20 protein-coding genes and 2 tRNA genes are annotated in these 22,107 nt (G+C 72.4%); 15 read left to right on the top strand and 7 right to left on the bottom strand.

All coding sequences use genetic code 11. The features are described 5' to 3' along the window. Positions 1 to 213: 213 nt before the first annotated feature. The gene (locus tag P3T27_RS14920; RefSeq protein ID WP_280678425.1) at positions 214 to 1,437 is read left to right on the top strand and encodes a S8 family serine peptidase; all 1,224 of its coding nucleotides are present in this window, start codon (positions 214 to 216) and stop codon (positions 1,435 to 1,437) included. A gap of 482 nt (positions 1,438 to 1,919) precedes the next feature. Further along, on the top strand, positions 1,920 to 3,254 hold the full coding sequence (locus P3T27_RS14915; protein ID WP_280678423.1) for an MFS transporter: 1,335 nt from the start codon (positions 1,920 to 1,922) through the stop codon (positions 3,252 to 3,254). Between the two features lie 20 nt (positions 3,255 to 3,274). Here the strand turns inward: P3T27_RS14915 and P3T27_RS14910 are convergent, their stop codons facing one another. Next, a complete protein-coding gene (locus tag P3T27_RS14910) occupies positions 3,275 to 3,871 on the bottom strand; it encodes a flavodoxin family protein (RefSeq protein ID WP_280678421.1) in 597 nt (198 codons plus the stop codon). A gap of 185 nt (positions 3,872 to 4,056) precedes the next feature. Between P3T27_RS14910 and P3T27_RS14905 the strand changes: the two genes are divergently transcribed. From P3T27_RS14905 to P3T27_RS14885, 5 genes are all read left to right on the top strand, one after another. Beyond that, a complete protein-coding gene (locus P3T27_RS14905) occupies positions 4,057 to 4,512 on the top strand; it encodes a helix-turn-helix domain-containing protein (protein ID WP_280678419.1) in 456 nt (151 codons plus the stop codon). Positions 4,513 to 4,684: 172 nt separating this feature from the next. Next, positions 4,685 to 4,760 (top strand) — tRNA-Thr (locus tag P3T27_RS14900). A gap of 170 nt (positions 4,761 to 4,930) precedes the next feature. After that, entirely contained in the window at positions 4,931 to 5,599 is a 669-nt protein-coding gene (locus P3T27_RS14895; protein ID WP_280678417.1) for a LuxR C-terminal-related transcriptional regulator, read from the top strand. A gap of 222 nt (positions 5,600 to 5,821) precedes the next feature. Next, the gene (gene galE, locus P3T27_RS14890) at positions 5,822 to 6,784 is read left to right on the top strand and encodes a UDP-glucose 4-epimerase GalE (protein WP_280678415.1); all 963 of its coding nucleotides are present in this window, start codon (positions 5,822 to 5,824) and stop codon (positions 6,782 to 6,784) included. Positions 6,785 to 7,102: 318 nt separating this feature from the next. Continuing rightward, positions 7,103 to 8,050, top strand: a complete 948-nt coding sequence (locus P3T27_RS14885) for a response regulator transcription factor (RefSeq protein WP_280678413.1) — start codon at positions 7,103 to 7,105, stop codon at positions 8,048 to 8,050. 99 nt (positions 8,051 to 8,149) lie between these two features. Here the strand turns inward: P3T27_RS14885 and P3T27_RS14880 are convergent, their stop codons facing one another. Beyond that, the gene (locus P3T27_RS14880) at positions 8,150 to 8,647 is read right to left on the bottom strand and encodes a MarR family transcriptional regulator (protein ID WP_280678411.1); all 498 of its coding nucleotides are present in this window, start codon (positions 8,645 to 8,647) and stop codon (positions 8,150 to 8,152) included. Between the two features lie 111 nt (positions 8,648 to 8,758). On the opposite strand from P3T27_RS14880, the gene P3T27_RS14875 reads away from it, so the two are divergent. Beyond that, positions 8,759 to 9,550, top strand: coding sequence for a methyltransferase domain-containing protein (locus P3T27_RS14875; RefSeq protein ID WP_280678409.1), 792 nt, complete (start codon positions 8,759 to 8,761; stop codon positions 9,548 to 9,550). 48 nt (positions 9,551 to 9,598) lie between these two features. On the opposite strand, the gene P3T27_RS14870 is transcribed toward P3T27_RS14875, so the two are convergent. Both P3T27_RS14870 and P3T27_RS14865 read right to left on the bottom strand, forming a co-directional pair. Then, the gene (locus P3T27_RS14870) at positions 9,599 to 10,201 is read right to left on the bottom strand and encodes a TetR/AcrR family transcriptional regulator (protein ID WP_280678407.1); all 603 of its coding nucleotides are present in this window, start codon (positions 10,199 to 10,201) and stop codon (positions 9,599 to 9,601) included. 191 nt (positions 10,202 to 10,392) lie between these two features. Next, positions 10,393 to 11,373: an acyl-CoA desaturase gene (locus P3T27_RS14865; RefSeq protein ID WP_280678405.1), complete on the bottom strand. Its 981-nt coding sequence runs from the start codon at positions 11,371 to 11,373 to the stop codon at positions 10,393 to 10,395. Between the two features lie 247 nt (positions 11,374 to 11,620). Here P3T27_RS14865 and P3T27_RS14860 point away from each other — a divergent pair. The 6 genes from P3T27_RS14860 to P3T27_RS14835 all read left to right on the top strand — a co-directional run bounded on the left by P3T27_RS14860 (position 11,621) and on the right by P3T27_RS14835 (position 16,505). Beyond that, positions 11,621 to 11,691, top strand: a tRNA-Gln gene (locus tag P3T27_RS14860). 143 nt (positions 11,692 to 11,834) lie between these two features. Next, a complete protein-coding gene (glmU, locus tag P3T27_RS14855) occupies positions 11,835 to 13,307 on the top strand; it encodes a bifunctional UDP-N-acetylglucosamine diphosphorylase/glucosamine-1-phosphate N-acetyltransferase GlmU (protein WP_280678403.1) in 1,473 nt (490 codons plus the stop codon). 204 nt (positions 13,308 to 13,511) lie between these two features. Then, complete coding sequence (locus P3T27_RS14850) at positions 13,512 to 14,489, top strand: ribose-phosphate diphosphokinase (protein WP_280678401.1); 978 nt, start codon at positions 13,512 to 13,514, stop codon at positions 14,487 to 14,489. Positions 14,490 to 14,771: 282 nt separating this feature from the next. Continuing rightward, positions 14,772 to 15,359, top strand: coding sequence for a 50S ribosomal protein L25/general stress protein Ctc (locus P3T27_RS14845; protein ID WP_280678399.1), 588 nt, complete (start codon positions 14,772 to 14,774; stop codon positions 15,357 to 15,359). A 110-nt stretch (positions 15,360 to 15,469) separates the two neighbouring features. Then, positions 15,470 to 16,045, top strand: a complete 576-nt coding sequence (gene pth, locus P3T27_RS14840) for an aminoacyl-tRNA hydrolase (protein ID WP_280678398.1) — start codon at positions 15,470 to 15,472, stop codon at positions 16,043 to 16,045. 136 nt (positions 16,046 to 16,181) lie between these two features. Continuing rightward, positions 16,182 to 16,505: a hypothetical protein gene (locus P3T27_RS14835; protein WP_280678396.1), complete on the top strand. Its 324-nt coding sequence runs from the start codon at positions 16,182 to 16,184 to the stop codon at positions 16,503 to 16,505. A gap of 133 nt (positions 16,506 to 16,638) precedes the next feature. On the opposite strand, the gene ppc is transcribed toward P3T27_RS14835, so the two are convergent. Next, entirely contained in the window at positions 16,639 to 19,434 is a 2,796-nt protein-coding gene (gene ppc / locus P3T27_RS14830) for a phosphoenolpyruvate carboxylase (RefSeq protein ID WP_280678394.1), read from the bottom strand. 260 nt (positions 19,435 to 19,694) lie between these two features. Here ppc and P3T27_RS14825 point away from each other — a divergent pair, with 260 nt between their 5' ends. Beyond that, entirely contained in the window at positions 19,695 to 20,966 is a 1,272-nt protein-coding gene (locus tag P3T27_RS14825; protein WP_280678392.1) for a histidine kinase, read from the top strand. A 61-nt stretch (positions 20,967 to 21,027) separates the two neighbouring features. Here P3T27_RS14825 and P3T27_RS14820 read toward each other — a convergent pair whose 3' ends face one another. Further along, positions 21,028 to 21,537, bottom strand: coding sequence for an SUKH-3 domain-containing protein (locus P3T27_RS14820; protein ID WP_280678834.1), 510 nt, complete (start codon positions 21,535 to 21,537; stop codon positions 21,028 to 21,030). Positions 21,538 to 21,626: 89 nt separating this feature from the next. Beyond that, positions 21,627 to 22,088, bottom strand: coding sequence for a YwqJ-related putative deaminase (locus tag P3T27_RS14815; protein WP_280678390.1), 462 nt, complete (start codon positions 22,086 to 22,088; stop codon positions 21,627 to 21,629). Positions 22,089 to 22,107: the final 19 nt, after the last annotated feature.

The raw sequence follows: 22,107 nt of genomic DNA, 5'->3' as shown, positions 1-22,107 counted from the left end.
CCGGGCAGACCTGTTCGGGGCACGCTCCCCGGTCGACGGAGAGATTGACGAGGAGTTGTGATGGGGCGGACGAACGCGCGAGCGCGATGGCGGGTAGTTGCGGCTGCGCTTCTGGCAGCGGGAGTCGTGGTTGGCCCAGTTGCAGCACCGGCAGTTGCGGATGACACGGTCCGTGAGCGGCAATGGCATTTGGATGCCATGCATGCGCCGGAGATGTGGAAGATCACCAAGGGCCAAGGGATCACCGTCGCGGTGATTGACGGTGGCTTCAGGCTGGATCACCCCGACCTGGTGGGGCAGTTCCTTCCGGGCAAGGACTTCAGCGACAGCCCTGGTGGCGTCGGGTCGTTCAATGACGGGCACGGTACAGAGATGTCCAGCTTGATCGCGGGAACCGGCAGAGGGGTTGGGGGGACGGGCGCCTACGGTTTGGCGCCTGAGGCCAAGGTTCTGCCGCTCAAGATCAACAACGGATCTGCTGGATCTGTCACTTCGGCCGATTTCCTGGGGCAGATTGGGCAGGCCGTGAACTATGCGGTCGACCAAGGCGCAAAGGTTGTCAACATCTCGCAGGGTATGGCAGCGGCAAGGACTTCTCCGGACGACGTGGCCAAGTTGGACCGCGTCCTCGCGACTGCACGGGCCAAGGGTGTTCTGGTTGTGGCCAGCGTGGGGAATGAAGCACAGTCCGGGAATCTGGTGTCGTATCCGGGTGGATTGCCCAATGTAGTCGGCGTTGGGGCCGTTGATCGAAACGGCACCGTGACCACTGAATCGGAGTATGGGCCGCAGGTCGCTCTTGTTGCGCCCGGTGCGGACATGTTTGCGGCTTGTACCTCCTCGACTGAGTACTGCAAGAGCCATGGAACATCGGATTCAGCGGCTCTGGTTTCTGCTTCGGCTGCTTTGGTTTGGTCGGTCCATCCGAACTGGACGGCGAACCAGATACTGCGAGTGCTTGTCAATACAGCGGGTAAACCGAAGGATGGTTCCGCTCGCACCGACGATGCCGGTTATGGCGCGGTTCGGCCGCGGATCGCGCTAACGGATCCTGGTGATCCCGGTCCGGCGGACGTGTCGCCGATCCCGGTTTCAGAGGCCTCGGCGCCGGTTGCTCCGTCGACCTCGGTGAGCCCGTCGGCTGCGTCGTCGGCACCGGGCTCTGCGACCCCGAGCCCGAGTGATGTGGCGGTGGGCGCACCGACGGTGGAGCCGAAGGCGGAGAAGTCGTCCGGTTCCGGTAGTGCGCTGTCGATCGTGGTCGGCGTGGTGGTCGGGTTGCTGCTGGTCGCGGGTGTGGTGTTCGTCGTGGTTCGGCGGCGGAAGGGAGCGGGACAGCCTGAGGCGTATGTGTCGCAGGTGGGCTCGGTGACTCCGCCGCCTCCGCCGTCGTACGAGCCGCCGGTGCCGCCGGGAGACAATCCGTACACGAGGTAGTCGCATGTCGCTTTGACTGCCCGGCCGTTGGGTGTTGAGTCCGACCGGTCGGGCAGTTGCGTGCCCGGAGGTTTCAGTGGGGGCGAAGCGGTTCAGGTGGTCATCGTCCGTACGGCGGGTTCGACCGCCACAGAGACTTCGAGGGCCGACCGTAGGCAACGGCGGCCCCCGAAGGGCCGCGGAAGAGCGTGGTTGTTGTGGTCGACCGCGGTCTGGACATCGCCCATGTGCGAGGCCACCACGTGCCCGAAGTCGAGATCAACCACTGGACCCCCACGCGCGTCCGCATGTGACGCCCTCTCCCAAGGTTCGCCGCCCGTCAGTGCCTTGCCGCCGGTCGGTGCTGTTCGGTCCGAGTCGCTGATGCCGGGAGTCTGCCGGGGGCGCGCGTGGTGCGCATGAGTACGCGCGTTCAGGTCGTGCGCCAGGGTCACTCGGGTGGGGGCTGGTGGGAGGGGTGGGTGGGTGGCCAGGGTGGTGGTATGGATGCGGAGGAAGCCCGGCGGGTGGGGCAGTTGCGGCGTGCGGCGGCTGCGGCGCTGATCGGTACGGCGATCGAGTTCTACGACTTCTTTTTGTACGGAACGGCTGCGGCCTTGGTGTTCGGGTCGGTGTTCTTTCCTGAACTGGGCACGATGGGGGCGCTGTTGGCGGCGTTCTCGGTGTACGCGGTGGCGTTTCTGGCCCGGCCGCTGGGTGCGGTGGTGTTCGGGCACTTCGGGGATCGGGTGGGGCGGAAGGCGACGCTGGTGGTGTCGCTGTTGTCGATGGGCTTGTCGACGGCGGCGGTGGGGGTGTTGCCGGGGTTCGGCTCGTGGGGGTGGTGGGCGCCGGCGGCGTTGGTGGCGCTGCGGGTGTGCCAGGGCGTGGGGTTGGGCGGGGAGTGGGGTGGGGCGGCGCTGCTGATCGCGGAGAACGCGCCGGCCGGGCGGCGGGGGCGGTACGGGGCGTTCCTTCAGCTGGGGCCGACGATCGGGTTCGTGTTGGCGAACGGGGTCTTCCTGGCGGTCCAACTCGGCCTGGACGAAAGGGCGTTCCGGGAGTGGGGCTGGCGGGTGCCGTTCCTGGCGTCGCTGGGGCTGGTAGCGGTGGGGTTGTTCGTACGGCTGCGGTTGGAGGAGACGCCGCTGTTCCGGCCGGACGAACCGAGGGACCGGGCGCCGGTGGTGGAGGTGCTGCGCGGGCATTGGCGCACGGTGCTGTTGGGCTGCGGGGCGATCACCGTGGGGTACGCGCTGTTCTACCTGACCACGACCTATGCGTTGGCGTATGCCACGTCCGGGCTGGGGGTGGCGAGTTCGCTGGTGCTGTCGATGCTGCTGGTGGGCGCGGCGGGCATGGCTGCGACGGTGTGGGTGAGCGCGTCGCGCAGTGACGGGTGGGGGCGGCGGCGGACGTTGTGCTGGGCGACGGGTCTGGCGGCGGGGTGGTCGCTGGTGTTGTTCCCGCTGTTGGAGACGGTGCGCCGGCCGTTGATGTTCCTGGCGCTGGCGGGTGCGCTGGTGGTGCTCGGGTGCCTGATGGGGCCGGTGGCGGCGTTCCTGCCGGAGCTGTTCCCGACCCGGGTGCGGTACACGGGCGCCGCGCTGACGTACAACCTGGGCGGGGTGGTGGGCGGTGCGACGACGCCGCTGGCGGCGACGAGGCTGACCGCGGCGTACGGGACGGCGCAGCCGGTCGGCTGGTACCTGGCGGGGTTGGGCGCGGTGGCGCTGGGGTGTCTGTGGCTGCTGCCGGAGACCGGTGGCGCGGAGCTGGGGGCGGTGGACGGCGGACGCCGCCGGGTGCCCCTCCTGGGGACGGACCCGGCGGCGTAGGTGCCGACCGTGCGGGGTGGTCAGCCGGCGAGGGCGGCGCGGCCGGCCAGCACGACGGCGGTGTGCTTGGCGACCCGCTCGCCGAGGTGCTCGGCGGTCGCGATGTCGGCCTTGTGCACGGCCTCGGGGCCGGCGTCGGACGGGCTGGAGGCGGCGGCGCCGTTGAAGAAGCCGAGGCGGTTGAGGTCGTTCTCGGTGGCGGTGGTGGAGTTCCAGCCGGGCTTGAGGCCGAGGTTGACCCAGCTCATGGAGTGCTGGGCGGCGAGGGTCTGGAAGAAGGCGAGGGTGCCGGCCTTGTCGCCGCTCTTGGAGGCGGAGTTGGTGAAGCCGGCGGCGACCTTGTCCCGCCAGGCGTCCGAGAACCAGCGCTTGCTGGTGGCCTCCGCGAAGACGTGGAAGGCGCCGGAGGCGGTGCCCATGTAGGTGGGGGAGCCGAAGACGATCGCGTCCGCGGCGTCGAGCTGGGCCCACTGCTCGTCGGTGATGGTGTCGACGGCGATCGAGACGACCTCGGCGCCGGCGGCGGCCGCGCCGCGGGCGACGGCCTCGGCTATGACGGCGGTGTGGCCGTAGCCGGAGTGGTAGGCGAGGGCGACGGTCGGGCGGATGGCGGTCATGCGGGGCACTCCTGTACGGGGACGGGAACGGAAACCGGAACGGAAGCGGGAACGGAACCAGGAACGGGTGAGGGCAGGGGCAGAAGCACCGTGCTGGGCCCGTCGGCCGATCGGTCTCCAATATAGACCAGGTCTCCATTAGTTACCAGGAGTGGATTGGAGACCGCAGGGCTACCCTGGACGGCATGACGACGGAGGAAGTGGCCCAGGCGCAGGTCTGCGTCGGGCGGCACGGGCAGGAGTGGGGGAGTGGGCAGGGGAAGGGCGAGGAGCAGGAGCTCGACGTCTTCGCCCAGCTCTGTCCCAGCCGCGCGATGTTCGCCGAGCTGGCCGACAAGTGGTCGATGCTGATCCTGATGAGCCTCGCCGGGTGCGGGCCGCAGCGGTTCTCCGAGCTGCAGCGCGGGATCAGCGGGGTCAGCCGCAAGATGCTCACCCAGTCGCTGCGGACCCTGGAGCGCAGCGGTCTGGTGCGTCGCACGGTGTTCCCGGAGACGCCACCGCGCGTGGTCTACGACCTGCTGCCGCTCGGCCGGGAGCTGGCCGTGCTGCTGGCGCCGCTCGGCCGGTGGACGGAGCAGCACACCGGGCAGATGCTGGCCGCCCGCGAGGAGTTCGACCAGGCGCACGCCGAGGGCTGAGCCGCAGTACACCGAGGGCTGACCCGCGGCACATCGAGGGCTGGCCCGCCGTGCGCCGGCGACCGGCCCGGTGCGCTCCGGCATGCGCCGAGACCGTGGATCCGATTTCCCTTCCGGGTCGCGAGCCGTGTAATGTCTTCCTTGTTCGACCGGCCCGGTGAAAGCCCGGCAAGCCCCTATAGCTCAGTCGGTAGAGCGTCTCCATGGTAAGGAGAAGGTCTGCGGTTCGATTCCGCATGGGGGCTCCATACGGAAGGCCCTCGCTTCACGGCGAGGGCCTTTTGCTGTTTCCCGATCAGCTCGCCGGGCAGTGCGCGGCGGCCTAGCGGGTCGGGTACGGAATGCGCTGTGATGGTGCGTCATCGGCCGCCCGCCCATGGGGTGCGGGCGCGAGCCGGACCCCGACCGGGAGGGCGTCATGGGCGTTCGACTCGTGGTGGTCGACGACCACCGGCTGCTGGCCGAGGCACTGGCCACGGCGCTTCAGCTGCGCGGCCACCGGGTGCTCGCGGTCGGCTGCCCGGCCGGGGTCGCGGCCGATCTGGTGGTCGGACGGCGGCCGGAGGTGTGCCTGCTGGGGGTGGCCGCGCCGAGCGAGCCGGGGGCCTTCGACGGGCTGCGCCGGATTCGCCGGGAGCGCCCCGAGGTGGCCGTGATCGTGCTCGGACCGGTGGGTGAACTACGCGGCGTGGCGGGCGCGTTCGCGGCCGGGGCAGCCGGGTACGTGCCCAGTGACGAGCGGATCGGGGTGGTCGAGCGGGCGATCGGGCGGGCTCGGGCGGGCGAGGCGGCGGTGGCCGTGGACGTGCTGCGCGGGGCCTTCGACCAGCTGCTGCGGCCGGTCGCCGAGCCGGACGACGAAGCGGTGCGGCTGCTGCGGCTGCTGACCCGCCGTGAGGTGCAGGTGCTGGCCCGGATCGCGGACGGCGAGGACACCGCGGCGATCGCCGCCGGGATGCGGATCGCCGCGAGCACCGCCCGGACGCACGTCCAGCGGGTGCTGATGAAGCTCGGCGCGCGGACCCGGCTGGAGGCCGCCGCGGTGGCCGCCCGGACCGGGCTGCTGGAGCGGATGGCCGGCGGCTGAGCCGGGGCGGCCGCACGGGGCGGGAGCGGTGGCCGCACGGGGCGACAGCCGTGGCCGCACAGGTCGGGAGCGGTGGCCGCACGGGTCGTCAACGGGTGGTCGCGCGGTCCGTTCGGGTGGTCCTGAGCACCCCCGGCGGGCAGGGAGAATATCCCCAGTCGTACGCACGTCGTCGATGGCCGCCGCTGATCCGGCGGACCATCGCCCGCTGGAGGTCTCATCATGAGTAAGTACCTGGTCACGGGTGGCGCCGGCTACGTCGGCAGCGTGGTGGCCGCCCACCTGCTGGAGGCGGGGCACCAGGTGACCGTCCTGGACGATCTCTCCACCGGTTTCCGTGAGGGTGTCCCGGCCGGTGCCGAGTTCGTCGAGGGCCGGATCCAGGAGGCTGGCCGGGTGCTGGACTCCTCCTTCGACGGGGTGCTGCACTTCGCGGCCTCCTCGCAGGTCGGCGAGTCGGTCGTGGACCCGGAGAAGTACTGGCGCAACAACGTGGCCGGTTCGCTGGAGCTGGTCTCCGCGATGCGCGCGGCGGGCGTGCGCAAGCTGGTGTTCTCCTCCACCGCCGCCGTCTACGGCGAGCCGGAGGTCGTGCCGATCGCCGAGACCGCCCGCACCTCGCCGACCAACACCTACGGTGCCACCAAGCTCGCCGTGGACCACCTGATCACCAGCGAGGCCGTCGCACACGGCCTGGCCGCCGTCTCGCTGCGCTACTTCAACGTGGCCGGCGCGTACGGTGCCCACGGGGAGCGCCACGACCCCGAGTCGCACCTGATCCCGCTGGTCTTCCAGGCTGCGCTGGGCCAGCGTCCGCACATCGCGGTGTACGGCGAGGACTACCCGACCCCGGACGGCACCTGCATCCGCGACTACATCCACGTCGCGGACCTGGCCGACGCCCACCTGCTGGCGCTGGACGCGGCCAAGCCGGGCGAGCACCTGATCTGCAACCTGGGCAACGGCAGCGGCTTCTCGGTGCGCGAGGTGATCGAGTCGGTCCGGCGCGTCACCGGCCGGGAGATCCCGGTGCAGGTGGCCGGCCGCCGGGCCGGCGACCCGGCCGTGCTGGTGGCCTCGGCCGCCCGCGCCCACGAGGCGCTGGGCTGGACGCCGCGCCGCCCGAACCTGGACGACATCGTCGCCGACGCCTGGAAGTTCACCCTGGAGAAGAACGCCCAGTAGGCCGCACGACCGCCGCAGGCGCCGCTCCCGGACGGTTCGGGGGCGGCGCCTCGGTGTCGTCCGGGCCATCGGTGTTGTCCGGGGCGCCGGCCGGCGACGCACATCCCGCCACTCACGCACCTCCTGACGAAACTTCACCAAACCGCCACGAGAGGGTTTTCCGGCCCGTACGCTGAGTGCGGTACCGGTGGGGGTCGGCGCTCTTCTTCGGCCGCACCGGTCACCGGTGGGCGGGCGGAGCGGCGGGCCAGGAGCGCGGGTGCCGGGGCCGGTCCCCGACCCCGGGCTCGGGCCGCTCTGAGCAGGGGGGTAGTGACGATGGGGCGGATCCGCGTCCTGGTGGTCGACGACCACCGGATCTTCGCCGAGGCACTGGCCGCGGCACTCGCCGCCGAGCCCGACGTGGAGGTGGGCGCGGCCGGCAGCGCGGCCGCCGCCGAGCGGGCGCTGGAGCGCGCCGCCGTCGAGGGACGGGCCTTCGACGTGGTCCTGATCGACGCCGATCTCGGCGCGGAGGGAGCGGGGGCGTCCGGCGCCCGTACCCGGCCGGGCCAGGACCCGGCCGACGAGGCCCGGCGGCGTCTGGCCCCGCCCGTGCCGCCGCCCCGCCACCCGGCCGCCCCGCCGGTGGCGCCGTCCGGCGGCCGCCCGGTGGACCTGCTCCGCCCGGACGCGCGCGGCACGGGCTCGACCCGCCCGGACCCGTACCGGGCCGACCAGCTCAGAGCCGCGCCCCCGGCGCCCGACGGCATCACCCTGCTCGCCCGGCTCCGCCGCGCCCACCCGGGGCTGCGGGCCGTCGTCCTGGCCGCCGTCGACGACCCGCACCGCGCGGCCCGGGCCCTGCACGCGGGCGCCACCGGCTGGGTGGCCAAGGAGAGTTCGCTGGCCCGGCTGCTCGCCGTGGTCCGGGGCGTGTTGCGGGACGAGACGCACCTGCCGCCCGCGCTGCTGACCGGCGTCATCCGCGAGCTGACCACCGCCCGCCGGGACCGCACCGAGAGCGAGCGGCTGGTCGACACCCTCACCCCGCGGGAGAAGCAGATCCTGCGCTGCATGGTCGCGGGCCTGGGCCGGCAGGCCGTCGCGGAGCGGCTCTACCTGTCGCCGCACACCGTCCGGACGCACATGCAGAACGTGCTCGGCAAGCTCGGGGTGCACTCCACGCTGGCGGCCGTCGCGGTGGCCCGCCGGGCCGGGGTCAGCCCCGCCGAGCCGGTCGTGCCCGCGCCGCCGTCCATCGCGGCCACGGTGGACCGGCCGTAGGAGCCGGTTCGGCCGGGACGTTCAACCCGGTTGTTCGGGCCCGTTGTTCAAGCCGGCCGTTCAGCCCGGCCGTTCAGCCTGGCCGTTCAAGTCGGCCGTTCAGCCCGGGATGTTGTCGAACGGGGCGACCAGCTGCCGCAGCAGCGCGGCGAGTTCGCCCTGCTGACCGGCGGTGAGCTGGGCGAGCAGTTCGCGCTCGTGCGCGAGCAGTCCGGCGAGCGCCTGGTCGGCGCGGTCGCGGCCGTCTTCGGTGAGTCGGACGAGCACGCCGCGCCGGTCGTCCGGGTCGGGCAGGCGCTTGACCAGGCCCTTGCCGGTGAGGCGGTCGATGCGGTTGGTCATGGTGCCGGAGGTGACCAGGGTCTGGGTGAGCAGCTGGCCGGGGGAGAGTTGGTACGGAGAGCCGGCCCGTCGCAGGGCGGTCAGGACGTCGAACTCCCAGGGCTCCAGCCCGTGCTCGGCGAAGGCGGTGCGGCGGGCGCGGTCGAGGTGCCGGGCGAGCCGGCTGACCCGGCTGAGGACCTCCAGCGGCCCCACGTCGAGGTCGGGGCGCTCCCGGCGCCACGCTGCGACCAGCCTGTCGACCTCGTCCTCCATGACGATCAGTGTATCGGTGGATGTGTCGATGTGAAGTCTCTTGACATCGAGAAATGTGCCAGCAAGGCTACATCGAGATATCTTGATGTCGAGATACCTGTGAGGTGAACCATGACCACCCCCGTCTGGGACCCGGCGCAGTACCTGCGCTTCGCCGACGAACGCACCCGCCCGCTGCGCGACCTGCTCGCCCGCGTCCCCGCCCTTCCGCACCCGATCGATCCCGTGATCCTCGACATCGGCTGCGGCCCCGGCAACTCCACCGCCGTGCTGCGCGAACGCTGGCCGCACGCCCGCCTCACCGGCGTCGACAACTCCGCCCCGATGCTGGCCACCGCCCGCACCGAGGGCGAGCCCACCGCTGACTACCTGCTCGCCGACGCCCGCGACTACGACCCGGCCCCGGCCGAACCCGACCTGATCGTCTCCAACGCCACCCTGCAGTGGATCGGCGGTCATCTCGACCTCGTCCCGCGCTGGGCCGCCGCCCTGCGGCCCGGGGGAACCGTCGCCTTCCAGGTCCCCGGCAACTTCGACGCCCCCAGCCACACCCTGCTCGCGGAACTGCGCCGCAGCCCCCGCTGGCGCGACCTCCTCGGCGACGACGCCGTCCGGGCCGGAGTCCACCCGCCCGAGCGCTACCTCGACGCCCTCGTCGCCGCCGGTTGCACCCCCGATGTCTGGGAGACCACCTACCGCACCCTGCTCCCCGGCCCGGACCCGGTCCTCGACTGGGTCAAGGGCACCGCGCTGCGCCCCGTCCTCACCCGGCTCGCCGACCCCGACCGCCGGGCCGCCTTCCTCGCCGAGTACGGAGCGCTCCTGCGCGAGGCCTACCCGGCCGGACCGCACGGCACCGTGTTCCCGTTCCGGCGGATCTTCGCCGTCGGGATCAGGGAGTAGATCAGGGAGTAAGCCGAACCCGGAGCGCGGTCGGGACCCGAAAGCCGGTCAGCCCTTCCGGTCGCCGACCAGCTTCGGGTGCCGCTCCAGTCCCTCCAGCCCGTGCCAGGCCAGATTCACCAGGTGCGCCGCGACCTGCGCCTTGTCCGGCTTGCGGACCTCCAGCCACCACTGCCCGGTCAGGGCCACCATGCCGACCAGCATCTGCGAGTACATCGGGGCCAGTCGGGCGTCGAAGCCCCGGGACTTGAACTCCAGGCCGAGGATGTCCTCCACCTGCGTCGCGATGTCGCTGATCAGCGAGGCGAAGGTGCCGGTCGACTGGGCCACCGGGGAGTCCCGGACCAGGATCCGGAAGCCGTCCGTCGACGTGTCGATGTAGTCCATCAGCGCGAACGCGGCCTGCTCCAGCAGTTCCCGCGAGTGCCCGCCGGTCAGTGCCCCCGTCACCATGTCCAGCAGCAGCTGCATCTCGCGGTCCACCACCACCGCGTACAGCCCCTCCTTGCCGCCGAAGTGCTCGTACACCACCGGCTTCGAGACACCGGCCCGTTCGGCGATCTCCTCGACCGAGGTGCCGTCGTAGCCGCGCTCCGCGAACACCGTCCGGCCGATCTCCAGCAGCTGTTCCCGCCGCTGCTTGCCGGTCATCCGGACCCGGCCGCCCCGGCGGCGCGTCGCCGGAGCAGTCGCACCCCCCGAGGCGCCCCCGCCCGCCGGTGCAGCGGTTCGCGGACGGGCCGGCTCCGCGTCGGGTGCCGCGTCCGTCCGCGTGCTCTGGTGGCCGCCTGTGCTGTCTGCGCTGCTCCCGTTCACCCCTACATCATGCTGGAAGCGACGCCTCATGCGGCGCGGCGGGCGGCGATCCGTTGTGCGTCCGGCCACCGGACGTCCCGGACCCAGCCCGCCAGCTCGAACCAGCGGATCAGCCGGGCCGAGGAGTCGATCTGTCCGCGCAGCACCCCGTGCCGGGCCGCGGTCGGGTCCGCGTGGTGCAGGTTGTGCCAGGACTCGCCGCAGGAGAGCACCGCCAGCCACCAGACGTTGCCCGAGCGGTCCCGGGAGCGGAACGGGCGCCGGCCGACGGCGTGGCAGATCGAGTTGATCGACCAGGTGACGTGGTGCAGCAGCGCCACCCGGACCAGCGATCCCCAGAAGAAGGCGGACAGCGCACCCGACCAGGACAGTGTGACCAGCCCGCCGACCAGCGGGGGCAGCAGCAGCGAGATCATGGTCCAGAGCCAGAACAGCCGGGAGATCCGCCTTATGGCCGGGTCGCGGACGAGGTCCGGCGCGTACGCGAGCTGCGGGGTCTGCTCCTCGTCGAACATCCAGCCCATGTGCGCCCACCACAGGCCCTTGAGCAGCGCCGGGAGGCTCTCCCCGTAGCGCCACGGCGAGTGCGGGTCGCCGTCCTTGTCGCTGAACCGGTGGTGCTTGCGGTGGTCGGCCACCCAGCGCACCAGCGGGCCCTCGACCGCCAGGCTGCCGGCGACCGCGAGGGCGAGCCGCATCGGGCGGTTGGCCTTGAAGGCGCCGTGGGTGAAGTAGCGGTGGTAACCGACGGTGATGCCGTGGCAGGTGAGGAAGTACATCGCGACGGTGATCGCCGCGTCCGTCCACCCCAGCCCCCACCCCCAGGCCACCGGCACGGCGGCCAGCAGTGCGGCGAACGGCAGGACGATGAACAGCCCGAGCGCGAGCCGCTCGGCGACGCCCTGCCGCTCCCCGCCGCGGGTGGCGGACGGCGGGGTGGCGGAGTCGGGGGAATCGGTGGGAAGCGCGGCGGTCCCCGCGCTCGGCTCGCCGTCCTGGATGGTCATGGGCGTCCCTTTGCGGCGTCCCTGTGCGGGAGAGGAGCGGAGGCTACGTTGGCGTAACCTACGGCATCGTAGGTTGCGCTCCGTGGCGAAGGGAACACACTGCCGCGCGGCGCTTGAGTGAATTCACCCGACTGGATGGATGAACCCCCGGCCCGGTCCGTTCGAGAATCTCCGGCGGATCGGGGCCTGCGGATCGGGGCAGTTGATACCCACGGCAGCGTCGACTCGGGTAGGGTCTGAGCAACTATCCGCCGTGGTGTAATGGCAGCACAGGGCCCTTTGGAGGCCTTTGTCTGGGTTCGAATCCTAGCGGCGGAGCCTCTGCACGCCTCTGGTTCGGGCGTACCACCGATCCGCCGGTATTGTCGGTGCTGCTCGGCGGACTGTGCGAATGGCGACCGGCCTCGGTCCGGTCCGGGCCCGTTCCGCCCCCCTCTGAACCGACCGAGGAGCCTCCCCGCATGGGTGCCAATTCGCTTGCCGCCGTTGTCGTGCTCGCCGCCGGTGGCGGGACCCGGATGAAGTCGAACAAGCTGCCCAAGGTGCTGCACGAGGTGTGCGGCCGGTCGCTGGTGGGTCATTCGGTGTCGGCGGCGGGGGAACTGACGCCGGAGCAGCTCGTCGTGGTGGTCGGCCACCAGCGCGAGCAGGTCCAGGAGCACCTGGCGGCGCACCACCCGGCGGCCCGCCCGGTGGTGCAGGAGGAGCAGAAGGGCACCGGACACGCGGTGCGCACCGCGCTGGAGGCGCTGGCCGCGGACGGCGTGGTGCTGGACGGCACGGTGATCGTCACCGCCGGGGACTCCCCGCTGCTGACCGGGGCCACGCTGCGCCGCCTGGCGAAGGCGCACGCCGACCAGGACAACGGGGTCACCGTGCTGACCGCCGTCGTCCCCGAGCCCTTCGGCTACGGCCGGATCCTGCGGGACGAGGACGGTACGGTCGCCGCGATCGTCGAGGAACGGGACGCCACCGCCGTCCAGCGCTCGATCGCCGAGATCAACTCGGGCGTCTTCGCCTTCGACGCCAAGCTGCTGGCCGAGGCGCTGGCCGAGCTCACCACGGACAACTCGCAGGGCGAGGAGTACCTGACCGACACCCTGGAGATCCTGCGTACGGCCGGGCACCGGGTCGGCGCCGTGGTCGCGGAGGACCACCGGGACATCCTCGGCATCAACGACCGGGTGCAGCTGGCGCAGGCCCGCCGGCTGCTGAACGACCGCCTGCTGGAGCGGGCGATGCGGGCCGGCGTCACCGTGGTGGACCCGGGGACCACCTGGATCGACGTGCAGGTGACGTACGAGCCGGACGCCGTCGTGCTGCCGAACACCCAGCTGAAGGGTGCCACCCACCTGGGCGAGGGCTGCGAGGTCGGCCCGAACTCGACCCTCACCGACACCCTGATCGGCGCCGGCGCCCGTGTGAGCAACACCACGGCGGACCGGGCCGAGGTGGGCGAGCTGGCCGCCGCCGGCCCGTACGCCTACCTGCGGCCGGGGGCGAAGCTGGCCCGCAAGGCGAAGGTCGGCACCTACGTCGAGGTGAAGAACTCCGAGCTGGGCGAGGGCGCCAAGGTGCCGCACCTCTCCTACATCGGGGACGCCACGATCGGCGAGGGCACCAACGTCGGCGCGGCCTCGGTCACCGTGAACTACGACGGCGTCAACAAGCACCGCACGGTGATCGGTGCGCACTGCCGCACCGGCTCCGACAACATGTTCATCGCCCCGGTGACGATCGGCGACGGCGCCTACACCGCGGCCGGTTCGGTGATCACCAGCGACGTCCCGGCGGGCGCGCTCGGGGTGAGCCGGGCGCACCAGCGCAACATCGAGGGCTGGGTGGAGCGCAAGCGCCCGGGGACCACCTCGGCGCAGGCCGCGCAGGCCGCGCAGGCCGCGCAGACCGCGACGGACGGGGCCGCGGACGCCTGATGGGGCGGACCGTCGTCCGAGGGACGGTCCCGGGGCGGACGGTTTCCGCGTGGGCGCGTAACCTTGGGGACATACGTGCGCCACTGGGCTTACGGCCCGTGTCCAGGCGTACCGACAATTCCCCCGACCCCACCGTGCGAGCCGGCTGCGCCTGCCTGCGCGGGGTGACGGGGTTCAGCGTCAGCAACGCGAGGAGACGGTGCAGTGAGCGGGATCACGACGTCGGGTGAGAAGAAACTCAAGCTCTTCTCCGGCCGTGCCCACCCGGAACTGGCGAGGGAGGTGGCCGAGGCCCTCGGGACCGAGCTGGTCCCGACCAAGGCCCTGGACTTCGCCAACGGTGAGATCTACGTCCGCTTCCTGGACTCGGCCCGCGGTGCGGACTGCTTCGTGATGCAGAGCCACACGGCTCCCATCAACCAGTGGATCATGGAACAGCTGATCATGATCGATGCGCTGAAGCGGGCCTCCGCCAAGAGCATCACCGCGATCCTGCCGTTCTACGGGTACGCCCGCCAGGACAAGAAGCACCTCGGCCGCGAGCCGATCTCGGCGCGCCTGGTCGCCGACCTGCTGCGCCAGGCGGGCGCCGACCGGCTGATGGCCGTGGACCTGCACACCGCGCAGATCCAGGGCTTCTTCGACGGCCCGGTGGACCACCTGTTCGCGCTGCCGATGCTGGCGGACTACGTGGGCGAGAAGGTGGACCGCTCCAAGCTGACCATCGTGTCCCCGGATGCGGGCCGGGTGAAGGTGGCCGACCAGTGGTGCGACCGGCTGGACGCGCCGCTGGCGATCATCCACAAGCGCCGCGACATGACCCGGGCCAACACCATCCTGTCGGCCGAGGTCGTCGGTGACGTCAAGGACCGGGTCTGCGTCCTGGTCGACGACATGATCGACACCGCCGGCACGATCTGCGCCGCGGCCGACGCGCTGTTCGACAACGGTGCGGCGGACGTCCTGGTGGCGGCCACCCACGGCGTGCTCTCCGGCCCGGCCGCGGACCGGCTGAAGAACTCGCGGGTGAGCGAGTTCGTGTTCACCAACACGCTGCCGACCCCGGCGCAGCTCCAGCTGGACAAGATCACCACGCTGTCCATCGCCCCCTCGATCGCGGCCGCGATCCGCGAGGTGTTCGAGGAGGGCTCGGTCACGAGCCTCTTCGAGGGCGTGCACTGACGAAGCCCCACGGCGGCGGCCCCGGTCCGGATCGGACCGGGGCCGCCGCCGATTTCACGGGAGGCCGCAGGTGCGGTTAGACTCGTGAAACTGCTCGGCGAGGGATGCCGTGCGCCTGCTCGACGGGTGCGCGCTCCGTGATCGACGCGCTGCCGGTGACGGGTTCCCGTCCGTGGCAGAGGCCGTTACCGCCGAGTGACCCCCGAACGTACTGAGGGTGTGGTCCCGGCGGTTTTTCGCGTTGCCTGCACCCCCGCGCCAGTCTTCCCGAGGAGTGCAGTCGTGTCCGAGATCCGCATCGCCGCTGAGACCCGTTCCGAGTTCGGCAAGGGTGCCGCCCGTCGCGCCCGCCGTGCCGGCTTCGTCCCCGGTGTCGTCTACGGCCACGGCCACGCCCCGGTTCACCTGAACCTGCCCGGCCACGACCTGATGATGGCCCTCAAGACCCCGAACGCCCTGCTGGTCGTGCCGATCGAGGGCAAGGACGAGTACGTGCTGCCGAAGGCCGTCCAGCGTGAGGCCATCAAGCGCACCATCGAGCACGTCGACCTGCTGCTCGTGAAGCGCGGCGAGAAGGTCACCGTCGAGATCCCGGTCCACACCGAGGGCGAGCTGGCCCCCGGCGGCAACCTGCTCGAGCACGTGCTGAACGCCCTGCCGATCGAGGCCGAGGCCACCCACCTGCCCGAGTCCGTGACCGTCTCGGTCGAGGGCCTGGAGGCCGGTGCCTCCATCCTCGCCCAGGACATCACCCTGCCGGCCGGCGTCACCCTGGCCGTCGACGGCGACGCCGTCGTGCTGCAGGTCATCGGCGCCCAGGCCGCTCCGGCCGAGGAGGAGGCCGCCGAGGCCGAGGGCACCGAGGCCTGAGCCTCGCGCCAGCCAGTGAGACCGCTGCCCCGGTCGCTCCCGTCGGAGCGGCCGGGGCAGCGGTGTGTCCGGGAAGATGACGTGGAGCGCGAGCGCGAGGAGCGAGGGTGATGACGGAGTACGAGGGCCCCTGGCTGGTGGTGGGGCTGGGCAACCCGGGCGAGCAGTACGCCCGCAACCGGCACAACATCGGGTTCATGGTGGTGGACCTGCTGGCGCAGCGGATGGGCGCCAAGTTCAAGGCGCACAAGAGCCGGGCGCAGGTGGCCGAGGGTCGGCTGGCGGGCGAGCGGGTGGTGCTGGCCAAGCCGATGTCGTTCATGAACCTCTCCGGCGGTCCGGTGACGGCGCTGCGGGACTTCTACAAGGCGCCGGCCTCGGCGCTGGTCGCCGTCCACGACGAGCTGGACATCGACTACGCGGCGCTGCGCCTCAAGCTGGGCGGCGGGGACAACGGCCACAACGGGCTGAAGTCGATCACCAAGTCGCTGGGGCCGGACTACTACCGGGTGCGGTGCGGGATCGGTCGGCCGCCGGGCCGGATGGAGGTCGCGGACTTCGTGCTGAAGGACTTCTCCGCCACCGAGCGCAAGGAGCTGGAGTGGTTCGTGGACCGCTCGGCGGACGCGGTGGAGGCGCTGCTGACCGAGGGGCTGGAGCGGGCGCAGGGCACGTACAACTCCTGACGTTCCGTCAGGACGGGTGCGGTGGTACGCAACAGTCGTACAACGCTTGCCCCGCCAAACCTGAATAGGTGTGAGAAGCCTGTGCGGGATCGGATAGCGTCGGTCGGGTTCGCGAACGAGTCCTGGGGAGTCCTCGATGCGGGGTTTTCGTCCGGTCCGCCGACTGCGGCGGCTCCGGGTGGTCCGACTGAAGCAGCTCGGACGACGGGTCGGTACGGCCGGTGCGCTGGGGGCGGCCGGGGTGCTGCTCTCGGGCGGCGCCGTGGCGCACGCCGACGCGGTGGCGGAGCCGGACCCGGGGATCTCCCCGGAGCCGGCGGCGGCGCAGTTCGGGCCGGTGCTCGGTGAGTCGATGGGCCCGGACGCCGGGCTGCTGGCGGTCGGCGGCGGCCTGGTGGTGGCGGCCGGCGGCGCCGCGCTGTGGTTGAAGCGCCGGCGGGCGGGCGAGCCGGGCGAGTAGGCGAAGAGTCCTCAGGGGCCGGTGTCCACGGAGGTGGGCACCGGCCCTTTCGCGTTCCCCGACGGGCCTGCGCAGGGGCCGCCGCCCACCCCTGGAGGTTGGACGGCGGCCCCAGCGGCCTACGGGTCCGGCGTCAGCCGGTGTTGCGCAGGCCGGCGGCGATGCCGTTGACGGTCAGCAGCAGCGCGCGGGCGCGCAGCGGGTCCTCGTGGCGGCCGGCCGAGACCTCCTCGCGCTGGCGGCGCAGCAGCGCGACCTGGAGGTAGGAGATCGGGTCGAGGTAGGCGTCGCGGACGGTGAAGGTCTGCTTGAGCACCGGGTTGTGCTCCAGCAGCTCGTTCTCGCCGGTGAGCCGGAGCACCTCGCGCAGGGTGAGCTCGTGCTCGGCGACGATCTGGTCGAAGACGTGGTGCAGCTCGGCGGGCACCAGCTGCTCGACGTAGTGGCGGGCGATCCGCAGGTCGGTCTTGGCCAGCGTCATGGCGACGTTGGACAGGAAGTTGCGGAAGAAGTGCCACTGGCCGTGCATCTCGTCGAGCACGTCGCCCAGGCCGGCCGCGCGGGCGGCGGCGAGGCCGGAGCCGACGCCGTACCAGCCGGGGACGATCTGGCGGGACTGGGTCCAGCCGAAGACCCACGGGATGGCCCGCAGGCCGTCGAGGCCGGCGCCGGAGTCGGGGCGGCGGGACGGGCGGGAGCCCAGGTGCAGCGACGCGAGCTGGTCGACCGGGGTGGCGGCGAAGAAGTACTTCGGCAGGTCGTCCTGCTCGACCAGGGCGCGGTAGGCGGTGTGCGCGGCCGCGGAGACCTGGTCCATCGCGGCGTCCCAGCGGGCCAGCTCCTCGGGGGCCTGGCGCGGCGCGGTGTGCAGCGCGGAGGCGGAGAGGGTGGCGGAGATGGTCAGCTCCAGGTTCTCCCGGGCGAGGGAGGGGAGCAGGTACTTGTCCGAGATGACCTCGCCCTGCTCGGTGACCTTGATCTCGCCCTCCAGGGTGCCCCAGGGCTGGGCCAGGATGGCCTCGTGGGAGGGGCCGCCGCCGCGGCCGACGGTGCCGCCGCGGCCGTGGAACAGGCGCAGCCGGATGCCGTAGCGGTGGGCGACGTCGCGCAGCCGGCGCTGGGCGCGGTGGATTTCCCACTGGGAGGTGGTGATGCCGCCGAACTTGGAGGAGTCCGAGTAGCCGAGCATGACCTCCTGGACGTCGCCGCGCAGCGAGACGAGCAGCCGGTAGGAGGGGTCGGACAGCATCTCGTCCAGGATGCGGTCGGCCTCCTGGAGCTCGTCGGTGGTCTCCAGCAGCGGCACGATGCCGATCTTGGCGATCCCGGCGTGCAGGTCGATCAGGCCCGCCTCGCGGGCCAGGACGGTGGCGGCGAAGACGTCGTCGGCGCCCTGGCACATCGAGATGATGTAGCTCTCGACGATCTCGTCGCCGAAGCGCTCGAAGCCCTCGCGGATGGTGTTGAAGACGCCGAGGGTCTTGGTGCCGGCGGCGTCCAGCGGGGCCGGGGTGGGGGCGAGCGGGCGGCGCGAGCGGAGCTCCTTGGCGAGCAGCTTCTGCCGGTACTCGCGGGGCATGTCGGCGTAGCGCCAGGCCTCCTCGCCGAGGCGGTCGAAGAGCTGGCCGAGGGCGTGGTGGTGGGCCTCGGCGTGCTCGCGGACGTCCATGGTGGCGAGCTGGAGGCCGAAGGCCTCGATGGTGCGGATGGCACGGGCGAGGCGGCCGTCGGCGATGAGCTCGCCGCGGTGGGCGCGCAGGGAGTCCTGGATGAGCCGCAGGTCGGTGATGAGCTCGCGGGTGCCGAGGTAGTCGCGGCCCTCGATGTGCGGGGTGCCCTGGGCGAGGCGCTCGCGGGTGTTCTCCAGCTTGAGCCGGACGCAGGTCGCCTTGAGGCGGTAGGGCTCCTCGGCGTTCATCCGCTTGTAGCGGGGGCTGAGTTCGGGGAGCTGGTGCAGGTCGGTGTTGAGCGAGGCGAGCAGTTCGACCGAGGCGCCGGCCAGCCGCTCGGAGGTGGAGAGGGTGCTGCGCAGGTCGTCGACGGCGGCCAGGGCGTCCTTGATGCCGTACTCGTGCTGGAGGTTGAGGACGTCCCAGGTGACCTGCGGGGTGACGTTGGGGTTGCCGTCGCGGTCGCCGCCGATCCAGGTGCCGAAGGTGAGCGGGCGGACGCCGTCGGGCAGGGTGAGGCCGACCCGGCCGAGCTCCTCGTGCAGCTCCTCCAGGACCTCGGGGACGGCGTCGCGGTAGAGCTCGTCCAGGTAGTAGACGGCGTTGCGGGCCTCGTCGGTGGGCTCGGGGCGGGCGATGCGCAGTTCGTCGGTCTGCCAGAGCAGGTCGATGACCTCGGCGAGGCGGCGGTCGGCCTGGCGCCGTGCGCTGCTGGTGCGGGCCGGGTCGGCCTGGGAGAGGCCGGCCGCGATCTCCTCGCGGTGGATGCGGTCGAGGAGTTCGCCGATGCGGCGCAGCTTGTTGAGGACGCTGCGGCGGGCGGCCTCGGTGGGGTGGGCGGTGAAGACCGGGCGGACCGCGAGGTGGGCCAGGGTGTCCTCGAGGTGCTTGGGGTCGGCGTCGGCCAGCTGGTCGGCGGTCTGGGCGAGCAGGGAGCCTTCCCGGGCGCGGCGGGTGGCGAACTCGCGGCCGCGGTGCACCTGTTCGGTGACGTTGGCGAGGTGGAAGTAGGTGGAGAAGGCGCGGACCAGCTTGGCGGCGGTGCCCAGGTCGATGTCGGAGAGGAGCTCGGCGGTGGCCTCGCCGTCGGTGCGGCTGAGCAGGCGGACCTGTTCGACCAGGCCCAGCAGCTGGGGGCCCTCCTGGCGGACCAGCGTCTCGCCGAGCAGGTCGCCGAGGCGGCGGATGTCCGCGCGCAGGGCGGCGTTGTCGGCTACGGCGGTGGGGCTGTCCGCCGGAGTGGGGACCGGAGCGGTCACGGCTGGCTCCCTGTGGTGGTGGGGTTCGGCAACGGCTCATCGTCACAGGTCCGCCCGCGGGTGGCGGGTGTGACGCGTGCGGACCGCGCTGTCCGACGCGACCAGCATAGGTGTCGGGGCGGTCGCTGTCCGCGAGGTGGCCGGATGGCGGACAGCGACCGCCGGGGACCGCACGTGGTCTGGACCACTTGAGGGCCTGGCGAGGTGCCGGGGGCAATCCCGGTGGGGAGGGGAGGGGGTTGCCGCTTAGGCTGTCAACCATGAGCAAGTCGCCTGGGGAGCGCGCGCCGGTCCGGTCGTTCTGGTGGTGGAAGCGGCCGCGCAGCGCCTTCCTGGACATCGGGCTGGCGGTGCTCGCCGCGCTGGAGTGCGCGCTCACCACGGTCTCCTTCCTCTCCGCCCGGGTGCACCTGAACTCCGCCGGTGCGACCGGGGTCGCTCTGCTCGGCGCGGTGGCGGGCGGCTCACTGGTGCTGCGCCGCCGCTGGCCGGCCGTACCGGTGCTGGTGACCCTGGTGGCGATGCCCGGGATGCTGGGCGTCCTGCTGCTGGTGGTGTCGCTGTACACGCTGGCGGAGACCTGGGAGTGGCCCTCCCGGCGGTGGCGGGTGATGGCGCTGTCCGGGCTGGCCTTCGCCGAGGCCGTCGCCGTGATGATGGTGTCGATGCTGACGCCCGGCGACTCCGTCGTGGTGGAGCAGCCGCCGCTCTGGGGGCAGGTGCTGATAGCCGTCCTGGTGGCCGTCGGCCTGACCGTCCCGCCGGTGGTGACCGGCCTGTACGTGGGCGCGCGGCGGCGGCTGATCGACTCGCTCAAGGACCGCGCGCACGGCCTGGAGACCGAGCTGGACCTGCTGGCCGAGCAGGCCCAGGAGCGCGCCCGCCGGGCCCGGTTGGAGGAGCGCACCCGGATCGCCCGGGAGATGCACGACGTGGTGGCGCACCGGGTGTCCCTGATGGTGGTGCACGCCGGGGCGCTGGAACGGATCGCCGCCAAGGACCCGGAGAAGGCCACGCAGAGCGCCAAGCTGATGGGCGAGGTCGGCCGGCAGGCGCTCAACGAGCTGCGGGAGATCCTCGGCGTGCTGCGGATGGACGACGAGCGGCAGCCGCAGCCGGACTCGCTGGCCGGGCTGCCGCGGCTGGTCGACCAGTCCCGGGCGGCCGGCATGGCGGTGACGCTGACCGTCAGCGGCAGCCGGCAGGAGTTCACCGGCGAGGCCGAGCGGACCGCCTACCGGGTCGTCCAGGAGGGCCTGACCAACGCGCACAAGTACGCCGGCGGCGCACAGGTGTCCGTCCTGCTCGCGTACGCGCCCAACGGGGTGCGGGTGAGCGTGGTGAACGCCTGCCCGGGCGGGGGCGGCGGCGCGGCGAAGCTACCCAGCGGCGGCAACGGGCTGGTCGGGATGCGGGAGCGGGTGATCGCGCTGGGCGGCACCTTCTCGTCCGGGCCGGAGGCGGACGGCGGGTTCCGGGTCGAGGCGGTGCTGCCGTCCCGGCTGGCCGTCCGGGCCGAGCCGCTGCGCTGACGGGCCACTGCGCTGACGGGCCCCTGCACTGACGGGCCTGCGGCGGCGCGCCGGGCCGCCGTCAGGACCCGTCGGCGGTGCGCAGCCGCTCGGGGGCGGTGCCGAGGACCAGGGTGGCGACCGCCTGGTCGATGCCGTGGCCGAGGAACCACTCGCCGGTGTGGTCCAGGCTGTAGACCCGGCCCTCCTCGTCGACGGCCAGCAGCGCCTGCCCGTACGCCTCCTCGCCGAGCGGGGCGAGTTGGGTGTCCAGGGCGCGGCCGAGGTCGAGCAGGGTGCGCGGCTGGTGCAGCCCGCACAGCGGGTCGATCAGGAACGGGGTGCGGGCCAGCTGCCGGCCCGGGCCTGCCAGGTCGAAGGCGAGGCCGCCGAACTCGGCCCAGGCCTCCACCGCCGCCGGGAACACCGCGTGCCGCACGCCGGACGCCCCGCCGTACCCCACCAGGGTGTCGGCCCACTCCTCGGCCTGCCGAATCTGCCAGCGGCCGGGGTGCCAGCCGGCCGTCTTGAGCTCGGCGGCGACATCGGCGGGGAAGCGCGGGCGGGTCCGCTCGAGGGGGGCCGCGGCCAGGGTGGACGGCGGGGGCGGGGGCGGGGGCGGGCTGGGCGGGTTCAGGGCGGACTCCAGGGCTCGGGGACAGGGGCCGTACGAGGGCGCGGTCAGGGCGCGGGCGGTCCGACGGCGACGCTCTGCACGGTGAAGTGCTCCAGCATCGGGACGCAGGAGCGGCACGGCGGGGCGTGCGTGCCGTGCGCCGGGTCGCCCTCCTCCCGGATGCGGACGGTCGTCATCCGGGAGCCCTTGAGCGCCTTGCGGGCCTCGTGCAGGCTCATCGGCTTGCGGGCGGCGCGCTTGGAGCGCCGGCCATCGACCGCGGTCAGGTACTGGGAGAGCAGGACGGCCTCCGGGCAGCGGCCGGTGAACCGTTCGCGCGCCTCGACGGGCAGCGTGCCCAGGAACTCGCCGACCAGCGGGTGCAGGACCGGCCGCCGGGCGTCCTTGTCGCCCGCCAGGGTCTGCACCTCGCCGCCCTTGAGCGACAGTGCGGCGGCGACGGCGGGCAGCAGGCTGTCGCGGTGGTGGCGCAGCACGGGCGGGCCCTGGGGCTCACCGGTGGTCATGCGTCCTCCTCCTCCTCCT

Origin of the sequence: Kitasatospora sp. MAA19 (genome assembly GCF_029894125.1) — a bacterium.
Classification (GTDB): Bacteria; Actinomycetota; Actinomycetes; order Streptomycetales; family Streptomycetaceae; genus Kitasatospora.
Note: the sequence above shows the minus strand (reverse complement) of the source record. Positions and strands in the feature narration are given on the sequence as shown.